The sequence below is a fragment of the Paraburkholderia sp. RL17-347-BIC-D genome, from assembly GCF_046027915.1.
GTDB lineage: Bacteria > Pseudomonadota > Gammaproteobacteria > Burkholderiales > Burkholderiaceae > Paraburkholderia.
Genome location: NZ_JARESS010000112.1, coordinates 1 through 9278 on the forward strand (window position 1 = coordinate 1; position 9278 = coordinate 9278).

General features: G+C 62.1%; 8 protein-coding genes. 4 read left to right on the forward strand and 4 right to left on the reverse strand.

The features are described 5' to 3' along the window. The first annotated feature begins 96 nt into the window (after positions 1–96). Positions 97–1260, forward strand: a complete 1164-nt coding sequence (locus P0D96_RS46765) for a metallophosphoesterase (RefSeq protein ID WP_132382731.1) — start codon at positions 97–99, stop codon at positions 1258–1260. 19 nt (positions 1261–1279) lie between these two features. On the opposite strand, the gene P0D96_RS46770 is transcribed toward P0D96_RS46765, so the two are convergent. Then, the gene (locus P0D96_RS46770; protein WP_408295031.1) at positions 1280–1804 is read right to left on the reverse strand and encodes a hypothetical protein; all 525 of its coding nucleotides are present in this window, start codon (positions 1802–1804) and stop codon (positions 1280–1282) included. Between the two features lie 657 nt (positions 1805–2461). Here P0D96_RS46770 and P0D96_RS46775 point away from each other — a divergent pair. Continuing rightward, the gene (locus P0D96_RS46775; RefSeq protein ID WP_106311959.1) at positions 2462–3169 is read left to right on the forward strand and encodes an MgtC/SapB family protein; all 708 of its coding nucleotides are present in this window, start codon (positions 2462–2464) and stop codon (positions 3167–3169) included. A gap of 161 nt (positions 3170–3330) precedes the next feature. Continuing rightward, the gene (locus tag P0D96_RS46780; RefSeq protein ID WP_134965407.1) at positions 3331–3585 is read left to right on the forward strand and encodes a GlsB/YeaQ/YmgE family stress response membrane protein; all 255 of its coding nucleotides are present in this window, start codon (positions 3331–3333) and stop codon (positions 3583–3585) included. Positions 3586–3657: 72 nt separating this feature from the next. On the opposite strand, the gene scpC is transcribed toward P0D96_RS46780, so the two are convergent. From scpC to P0D96_RS46795, 3 genes are all read right to left on the reverse strand, one after another. After that, the gene (gene scpC, locus P0D96_RS46785) at positions 3658–5172 is read right to left on the reverse strand and encodes a succinyl-CoA:acetate CoA-transferase ScpC (RefSeq protein WP_408321016.1); all 1515 of its coding nucleotides are present in this window, start codon (positions 5170–5172) and stop codon (positions 3658–3660) included. A 190-nt stretch (positions 5173–5362) separates the two neighbouring features. After that, entirely contained in the window at positions 5363–5578 is a 216-nt protein-coding gene (locus P0D96_RS46790) for a hypothetical protein (RefSeq protein WP_408295037.1), read from the reverse strand. A gap of 171 nt (positions 5579–5749) precedes the next feature. Then, the gene (locus P0D96_RS46795) at positions 5750–7915 is read right to left on the reverse strand and encodes an FUSC family protein (RefSeq protein ID WP_408321018.1); all 2166 of its coding nucleotides are present in this window, start codon (positions 7913–7915) and stop codon (positions 5750–5752) included. A gap of 203 nt (positions 7916–8118) precedes the next feature. On the opposite strand from P0D96_RS46795, the gene P0D96_RS46800 reads away from it, so the two are divergent. Then, the gene (locus P0D96_RS46800) at positions 8119–9114 is read left to right on the forward strand and encodes a LysR family transcriptional regulator (protein ID WP_408178479.1); all 996 of its coding nucleotides are present in this window, start codon (positions 8119–8121) and stop codon (positions 9112–9114) included. Positions 9115–9278 lie beyond the last annotated feature (164 nt).

Consider the following 9278-nt stretch of genomic DNA (forward strand, 5'->3'; position numbering starts at 1 on the left):
CCCCCCCCCCCGCGCCCCCCCCGCCCCCCCCCCCCCCCCCCCCCCCCGCCGCCGCTCCTCCGCCTGTGCCGGCCCCTTCCCGCCTTGATCTTCTCTATGCGCCGCTCATCGTTTCTTGTTCGCATCATCCTGATTGGCATCCTCCTGCACATTTACGTGGGCTTGCGTCTGATTCCCGACATGCCGATCGATACCACCGGCCGCTGGCTGTGCGCGTTGTGGCTCGTGCTGTCGATCTTTCTGATTCCGCTCGGCATGCTCGCGCGCACGATCAAACAACAACCGCTCGGCGACCGACTCGCATGGGTCGGCCTGCTGGCGATGGGGTTCTTCTCCTCGCTGCTGGTCCTGACTTTCGCGCGCGACCTCGTGCTCGCGTCGCTTCTGACCGTCGACGCAATCTGGCCGAACACCGTCGCCATCGCACACTGGCGAACCGGCTCAGCGGCGGCTGTGCCGTTGCTCGCCCTGCTCTCCACGCTCGTCGGCCTGTTCAACGCTCGCCGCCGCGCCAAAGTGGTGACGATCGAAGTGCCGATCGACGATTTGCCCGCCGCGCTCGACGGCTTCACGATCGTGCAGATCAGCGATATTCACGTCGGCCCGACCATCAAACGCCGCTATGTCGACGCAATCGTCGACGCGGTGAATCGCCTCAAGCCGGATCTGATCGCTGTCACCGGCGATATCGTCGATGGCAGCGTGCCGCAACTGACCAAACATACGCAGCCGCTGTCACGGTTGAGTGCGCGCCATGGCGCTTTTCTCGTTACCGGCAATCACGAGTATTACGCCGGCGCCAACGCCTGGATCGACGAATTCCGCCGCCTGGGACTGAACGTCCTGCTGAACGAGCACGTGATCGTGGATCACGACGGCGCACGCGCCGTGATTGCCGGCGTCACCGATTATTCAGCGGGCCATCACGACCCGGCGCACCGCAGCGATCCGGTCGCCGCACTGGCCGGCGCGCCTGGCGACGTGCTGATCAAGGTGCTGCTCGCCCACCAGCCGCGCTCAGCCGAAGCTGCAGCAGCAGCCGGTTTCACGCTGCAGCTATCCGGCCACACGCATGGCGGCCAGTTCTTCCCGTGGAATTTCTTCGTGCGCTTTCAGCAGCCGTTCACCGCCGGTCTCGCGCGGCTGAACGGACTCTGGGTGTACACGAGCCGCGGCACCGGCTACTGGGGACCGCCGAAGCGTCTGGGCGCACCTTCCGAAATCACGCGCTTGCGCCTCGTACCCGGCGAGCCCGATTAAGCTCCGACGAAGGCGCCCGTTACTGCGCGGGCGCCACGGCCACGCTGACTTGCGGCGCGAACGCCACCACCACTTGCATACCCGGCGTCACGCCGGTGATCTTCGCCGGATCGCGGCCCTGGATATGGAACACGGACCCATTCGGGCCTTTGAGCGCCATGATGCCGGAAGCATGGTCGATGGCCTCGACGTGAGCGGTCACGCTCTGAACCGTGTTCGACTGCGCGACGTGAGCCGCCGCCGCTTGACCGTCGACACCCTGCGTGATGCTGATCACGGCATTGCGCATCATGCGGATGTGAACTTTGCCCCCTTGCTTGATCTGCGCAAGATTGCGCGTGTCGGTGATGTTGAACGACGCTTCGCCACCTTGTGCGTCGAGCACAGTGACTGAATGGTTGGCCTGATCGACTGATTTCACGACGCCGTCCGCCTGCAGCGTGCTGCTGCCTTCAAACGGTGCCGGCAGACCTGCGGCCGACGATACGAGTGGAGCGGCAGCGATCAACGCGCCGGCGATGAAGCCAAGAGCTTTACCTTTCATATATTCCTTGATTCGGATGGGCGGCGGAAACAACGACGTCGTGCGGATCGCGGCGCCGTCTGAACGATGCGAGAGCAAAAAACGCGGAATTGAGCGCCAAGGCCGTGCGACGTGTTCCGAGTGATGCAGACAGTGTGTTTTCCGGGATGAACATCGTCAATATTCGGAGTCCGTATTTATGTGGGAATAGCTCCCCTATCAGCTCAGAAACTTCCCCAAAGAAAGCGTGCAACTGATTCGCCGCCGCGCCTGATCACGACTTGACTTAACTTTGCAGAGGCGCCTAAAATCCGCCCGTTCATCTACCCGGAATCACGATCTTGGACAGTAGCTGCAGTACCCGTCGAGCTTCGATTCGCCCGATCGCCTGATCGGCAAGATTTCCGCGCCAGTCTTTACCTGTCGCCGTCTTGCCTTCGGGCTGGCGGTGCACGTCGTTGATACCCGCTTTCTACCAGCGAAATTGCCAGTGAAGTCGCAGTGAGGCGCCGCATGGCCTAACGCCGTGCCGACGTTGCTCGCCTTTCAGCGCTGCGAGTCTTCGTTCGCGCTGCGTTGCGCCGTGCCTGAACGCGCCCGCGTCCCATCGAGGCGGACGTGTCGCTGTCACGCGTACGGTTCACACTGTGCGATTTCGCGCCTCAACCTTGCTTACCGATGACAATTGAATTCGTCTGGCGGCTTCTCGCTGCCTTCGCCTGTGGCGTCGCGATCGGCCTCGAACGGCAGATACGTCAGCGCAATGCAGGCCTGCGCACCATCACGCTGGTCGCGAGCGGCGCGTGCCTGTTCGTCACGCTCGGCGTACTGACCGGCAACGGCACGGCAGGCATCACCCAGATCGCCGCGTATGTGGTCTCCGGCGTCGGCTTTCTCGGCGGCGGCGTGATCATGCGCGACAAGGGTTCCATTCAGGGGATCAACACCGCGGCGACCTTGTGGTGCTCGGCCGCGGTGGGCGTTTTGTGCGGCGCGGGCCATTACGGCCCGGCGCTAGCCGGCACCCTGGTCGTGCTGTTGACCAATACCGTGCTGCGCGAAGTCAGCCGTACGATCAACGCGACGCCGGTATCGAACGCCGACCTCGTCCGCGAATACGTGTTGACAATCGTCTGTCGGGAAGCCGACGAGATTCACATTCGTACCGCCGTCTCCAACTCCATGTATTCGACGCCGCTGTCGTTTCAAAGCCTGACGAGCGAGGACGTCGAAAACGACCCAGGACGCATTCGCGTTACTGCAACGTTGAAGATGCATCCCAAGGATCAGTCGAAGCTCGAACAGATGGCCAGCCGCATCAGCATGGAAAAGAGCGTCTCCAGCGTCAGTTGGACGGCCAGAGAAGCGGAGCCGACGCCCGAGTAAGCGTAACGCGTAAGTCCCCCATCTGCGCGCGCATCGTCTACACTTGATCTGCAATAGATTCAGACAATGTTAATTCCGCGTCCTGAATATGGACTGTCCCATAACCATCGACTAAGCTCTGTCACCGTGAATTTTTCACACTCAACTAGGGAGTCTCGATTATGGAACACGGCATCATTGCATGGCTCATCATCGGCGCGATCGCTGGCTGGCTGGCAGGCGTGCTCGTCAAGGGCGGCGGCTTCGGCCTGATCGTCGACATCATCGTCGGGATTGTCGGCGCGTTCATCGGCGGCTGGCTCGCCGGTGTGCTGCATATTTCGCTGGGCGGCGGCTGGATCGGCTCGATCATCACGGCGGTGATCGGCGCGGTCATTCTATTGTTTCTTGTCCGGCTCGTCCGACGAGGCGCCTGAGCGTAGCATCTGATGTCTTACGGCGTCAGGGGCGAAGGCCACCTGACGCCGGCTTGAGCTGACTACCCGCGTTTAAAGCTTCGTCTCCACCGCCGGCAACATCGAGCCGGTATCACGCAGCCGCGTATGCCAGGCGAAAGCCTGATCCAACTGATGCGGCGTTTGCCCGCCTCCCTTCAATGCTTGCCCGTAGTAGTCGCGCAACAGATCGCGATACAGCGGATGCACGCAATTCTCGATGATCAGCGTGGCGCGTTCCCGCGGCGCGAGGCCGCGCAAATCGGCGAGCCCCTGCTCCGTCACGACCACGTCCACGTCGTGTTCGTTGTGATCGCAATGCGGCACCATCGGCACGATGCTCGAAATGCGGCCGCCCTTTGCCATCGACTTGGTCGCGAAGATCGCGCACGACGCGTTGCGCGCGAAGTCGCCCGAACCGCCGATGCCGTTCATCATGTGCGTGCCGCCCACGTGAGTCGAATTCACGTTGCCGTAGATGTCGAATTCGAGCGCGGTATTCAACGCGATCAGACCGAGCCGGCGAATCACTTCAGGATGGTTGCTGACTTCTTGCGGACGCAGCACGAGACGATCGCGATAGCGTTCGAGTTCGCCGAACACCTGCGCCTGGCGCGCGGCCGACAACGTGATCGACGCACCGGAGGCGAACGTCACCTTGCCGGCATCCAGCAGATCGAAGGTCGAATCCTGCAGCACTTCTGAATAAATTTCGAAGGCGTCGAAAGGCGAATCGACGAAACCGGCCAGCACGGCATTGGCAATCGTGCCGATGCCGGCTTGCAATGGCGGCAAGCGCTTCGGCATGCGTCCGCGCGATACTTCGTGCTGGAAAAACTCAATCAGATGACCTGCAATCGATTCGGTCTCGGCATCTGCCGGCAGCACCGTGGATGAACTGTCCGCCATATCGGTGATGACGATCGCCGAGATTTTTTCGAGTGGGATCTCGATGGCAGGCGTGCCGACCCGGTCTTGCGGACGGACGATCGGCAGCGGCTCGCGGTTCGGCCTGCGGCCCGGAATCCAGATGTCGTGAAGTCCTTCGAGCGCGAGCGGCTGAGCAAGATTGATTTCGACGATGACCTTGTCGGCGAGAATCGCGAAGCTCGCCGAATTGCCGACCGACGTGGTCGGCACGATGCCACCGGTCTCGGTGATCGCGGTGGCTTCGATAATGGCGATGTCGAGTTTGCCGAGCTGGTTCGCGCGCAGCATCTCGACCGTTTCAGACAGATGCTGATCGACGAACATGACTTCGCCGCGATTGATGGCGTCGCGAAGCGTCTTGTCCACTTGAAACGGCAAGCGGCGAGCCAGCACGTGCGCCTCGGTGAGCGTGCGGTCCACATCGTGACCGAGCGATGCGCCGGTCATCAACGTAATGCGCAGCGGCTTGCCTTCCTGGCGCGCGCGCTCGGCAAGCGCAACAGGGACGGCTTTGGCATCGCCCGCGCGCGTGAAGCCGCTGGCGCCGACACACATGCCATCCTGAATCAAAAGCGCCGCCTCGGCGGCTGAAGTGATTTTTGCGCGCAACTCAGCGCAGCGAATCCGGTCTTGGTACATGAAACTGAGTCTCTCCATAGTCACCAGTCCAGTCTACTGGTGCGCACGTCTATGGTGTGCTTCGCTCAGCAGCCGGATTGTCGCACCCGCCGCAGCGTCACAAAGGGACGGTGTCGCGGCCAGGTGCTGCGTCGCGTCGAACGTTCGCGACAGGTCTTGCACGTATTTCAGATATGACGCGTGGCGCTGTTCAGCTGCCGAAGTAGATGTTGCAGAAGCTCACGGGCCCAACGCACTCTTCAGCTTTGATCGCCGGTGTGGTGATGCGGCTTTGGCTTTCGGCGTTCTTCGCACGCTGTGCATTCGCTTGGGCGACCTGTTGTTCCGGGGCGGCCGGCGCCGATTGTGCGTGAGCGACAACAGCGGACAAAGAGCAGGCAATCAGAGCAATCTTCAACACATTCATTTCGTTCTCCATGACTTACGGTGCTGCCCCGTAGGAAGCCCCGTTGGGGGACTGCGTGGCAGTGATGAAACTATATGGCTGCCTTTCCCGCGGATAAATGGGGCGGTCCGGAAGTGATCCTTCCATTCTGTAGAAGGATCGATGCACATAGTCGATCGTCGCGTGCATGGGTCAACGCGCATTGAACGGCGCGTCCTTGTCGAGCAACGCCGTGCGGATGAAGTGCAGGCAGCTCAGGATGCGCTGCAGGTCGTGACGCTTTTCGCGATCGGCATGAACCGTTTGCAGCACGTCCTGCGCAATCCACGTGGCCGCGCGCACGGACACCAGCGCGCGCTCCAGACCACGCGAGTCAGGTTGCTCGAAGAGCCGCGCGAGGTCATCGCGCATGTGCTCTATGGCGCTGGTCCAGCGTGGATGAAGTGCGTGCGCGTAGTCGGCGCGCGCCGCTTCGTTGCGTAGATCGATCACGGCGTGACCCACTTCGAGCGTCGCGAGCGTCCAGCGCAATGCATCGCGGCGGCGCCGGGAGCGTCGCGTCAACAGCATGCGCAACTGGGAAGTCAGATCGTGCGTACTCGACTGAAAGCGTTGATTGAGACCCGGCAGTTCGTCCTTGCACGCGGACACGACCTGTGCCCGCAGATCGCCCATGATTTTCCCGATGAGCCAGGGCATGTCGGTCGGGAAAACGACTGCGAAGACAAGCGCCGCCAACAGCATCGACGCGGTGAGCGCAATGCCGTTGTTGATCACCAGATCCGGCGCGTAAGTGACGACGTTGTCAGGCGCGGCGAGCAGGCAGAAGAACACTGAGAAACCGATCCCATATCCCGCCGCAAGCTTGCGCGTGGCGATGAATGCGCCGAGTGCGAGCACTGGCGCCAGCATCATGCACAGCAGCGGAAAGCCGTCGATGTTGGGATACACATAGCACGTGAATAGATAGCCGGTCATGGTCGCCAGCACGGCGCCGACGGCCATTTGCACGGCCATCTTCGACGGATTCGGCGCAGTCGACGTCAGCGCGCACGCCAGCGCCGCGCCGATCACCGCAAGGCCGCCGCTCAGCCAGTCCGTCGTGATCCAGAACCAGCCGGCGATTGCCATGACCACAGCCGAGCGGATAAAAGTCAACGCGACGACAAAGGTGTTGGTTTTGCTGACGTAGCGGCTGGTGGTCCGTGGCTGGTTGCCCGGCTTGCGCTGCGTGAGAGTCGCGTAGGTCTGCGAGTAACGGATCCATTCGTCGACGAACCGGTACAGCAGTTCCGCCGCCGTGTCGAAGTCCGCCAGCGATTCGGCGGGCGTGGCTTCCAGCGGCCGCCTCGTTTCACGCACACGCCGTGGCAAGCTCGCCTGAAAATGTCGCAAACGGGCGGCCGTACGCGATGGGTCCCCTGTGACTTCGAGCGGTGGCGACATGAGCGCGGCCAACTCGTGAAAATACGGTTTGATCGCCGCGACGACCGGCGCCGAGCCATTCATGCGCAGACGCTTGAGCAGTTGATGTAGTGCATGCAGTCGCGCGCAGGCATCCATGAACTCGCCGTTCAAACGGCCGAGATGCTGACTGCGCGAACGCATGGCCGGATCTTCGAAAGCGGCGAAAGTGCGCGTCGCCTCGAAACCGACGATCTCGTCGGCGAGATCCGCAAAGCGCCGCTCGAATTGGCCCCGCTTGATGCCGCGAGCCAACACATCGGCAGCGAACGCAGTAAAATTTCCGTACCGAATCTGTAGCGCACGCCGCAGTGCAAGGCTGGACCGCTGCGGCACGATCAACGCGCTCACCGCGCTCGAGGACACGATGCCGACCGCCACTTCCGCCGCGCGCGTGAGCGCCGCCAGAAACAGGTCGTGAGGCACCGTCACATTCGGGATGCCGATCAGCGCAGCGGTGTAACCCGCAAGCACAAAGCCGTACCATCTGAAATGCCGATACCGGACCGCTGCCGCAATGCAGGCGCTCACCCAGCCGATCATGCCGAGCATGTACAACTCGGGCTGCTGGACGAACAGCGCGCCGAGCACCAGCGCAGCGACCGTGCCCACCGCGGTCCCGAGAATCCGATAGAAACTCTTGGCGAGCACCATGCCGCTGAACGGCTGCATCAGCACGAACACCGTGGTCATCGCTATGCGCGGCTGAGGCAGATCCAGCAGCATCGCAATGCCGAGCGCCAACAGCCCCGCGGTGACCGTTTTGAACAGATGCAGCCAAACCAGACCGTCGCTGGTCGCCCAGTCCCGAACAGCCGGACTGAGCGTTTGCAACATGACGCCCCACTTCCGGCGGGAATCCGCCGTAGGTTCGATCGCATGTTCGCGTTTCATCTGGAAGCAAGGCGCCCCGGTTGGTCGCTGGAAAAAGCGCCGGTGAAGAAGACTGCTCGCACCGGCCACGCAAGGCGCCGATTGTAGGGGCATGCTGCGCGCGCATTAAGAGGACGGCCGCGGAACGTCCCTTCCAGAACGAACAACAATGCGCATCCGAGACAGGCGGACAATACGGCTTCAGCCGTGAAATAGAAGGATCGATGGATACGTTACAAAATATGCGAGTGTTCGTGCGCGTGGTCGAAGCCGGTAGTTTTACCGCCGCCGCGCAGTCGCTCAATTCGACGACCGGCGCGATGTCCCGTGCGGTCTCGGAACTCGAAGCTCATCTGCGGACGCGGTTGCTCAACCGTTCAACGCGACGGCTCGCGCTCACCACTGCAGGCGAGCGCTATCTGAAACGATGTCAACAGATACTTGCAGATGTCGACACAGCGGAAGAAGAAGCCAGCTGTGCGCACGAGCGCCCGAGCGGCGCGTTGCGGATGCACAGTTTTGCCAGCATCGGCCAGCATTACGTGCTGCCGGCCATCTCGCGCTATCGCGCGCTGTATCCGGAGGTGACGGTCGAGCTGACGCTGTCGCAGCGCATGCCTGATCTTTTCGAAGGCAGCGCAGACGTTGCGGTGATCGGTGCTTCCAGTTTGCCTAATTCGGAACTCGTATCGCTCCCACTGGGGACGACCTTTAGCATTCTGTGCGCGTCGCCGGCGTATGTGCGCGCGCACGGCGCGCCGCAGCAGCCGGCCGATCTGGCGCACCATGAGTGTTTGATCCTGCACACGCCGGCGTTTCCGCCGCACGATTGGGTGCTCGATGGGCCGAATGGCAGCGAAATGATGGAAGTGAATGGGCCGGTGCACGTGAACATCGCCGAATCGATGATTGTCGCGATTCGCGAAGGGATGGGCATTGGCATGCTGCCGCTGTACGCGGCGATTTCCGGATTGCGTGATGGCACGTTAGTGCGCGTGTTGCCGGAGTATACGGCGCAGAAGATGAATATTTACGCGCTGTATCCGTCGCGTAAGTTCATCGACGCGAAGACGCGGACCTGGGTCGAGTTCCTGCGTACACATCTGCCGAAAGTCATTGCACGCGATGAGACCCTGCTTGCAGAAGTCGGCGAAGCGGGGATCGGCGATGGCGTGGTGCCTGCGGGCGCGAGCGGCGGTGGGGATGTCGCGACGCGGTAGGCGTCATAGTTGGAGTTGTTAGGGGCCGCTGGCTGCGGGTGGGTGCGGCGGCGGCGCTGTGCTCTCCTGTGCGGGTGTCTGCAAAGTGGAAAGGACCGTTTGCGGAGTGTGTTGCACACGATTGCTCAGTGCGGATCGCAAACCGGAGTCTTTGTTCGCCCCAT

Bases quoted from the DNA above. Each gene is read 5' to 3' on its own strand.
- P0D96_RS46770 (WP_408295031.1), bottom strand. From the start codon at position 1,804: ATGAAAGGTAAAGCTCTTGGCTTCATCGCCGGCGCGTTGATCGCTGCC.
- P0D96_RS46795 (WP_408321018.1), bottom strand. From the start codon at position 7,915: ATGAAACGCGAACATGCGATCGAACCTACGGCGGATTCCCGCCGGAAG.
- P0D96_RS46765 (WP_132382731.1), top strand. From the start codon at position 97: ATGCGCCGCTCATCGTTTCTTGTTCGCATCATCCTGATTGGCATCCTC.
- P0D96_RS46775 (WP_106311959.1), top strand. From the start codon at position 2,462: ATGACAATTGAATTCGTCTGGCGGCTTCTCGCTGCCTTCGCCTGTGGC.
- P0D96_RS46800 (WP_408178479.1), top strand. From the start codon at position 8,119: ATGGATACGTTACAAAATATGCGAGTGTTCGTGCGCGTGGTCGAAGCC.
- scpC (WP_408321016.1), bottom strand. From the start codon at position 5,172: ATGTACCAAGACCGGATTCGCTGCGCTGAGTTGCGCGCAAAAATCACT.
- P0D96_RS46780 (WP_134965407.1), top strand. From the start codon at position 3,331: ATGGAACACGGCATCATTGCATGGCTCATCATCGGCGCGATCGCTGGC.
- P0D96_RS46790 (WP_408295037.1), bottom strand. From the start codon at position 5,578: ATGAATGTGTTGAAGATTGCTCTGATTGCCTGCTCTTTGTCCGCTGTT.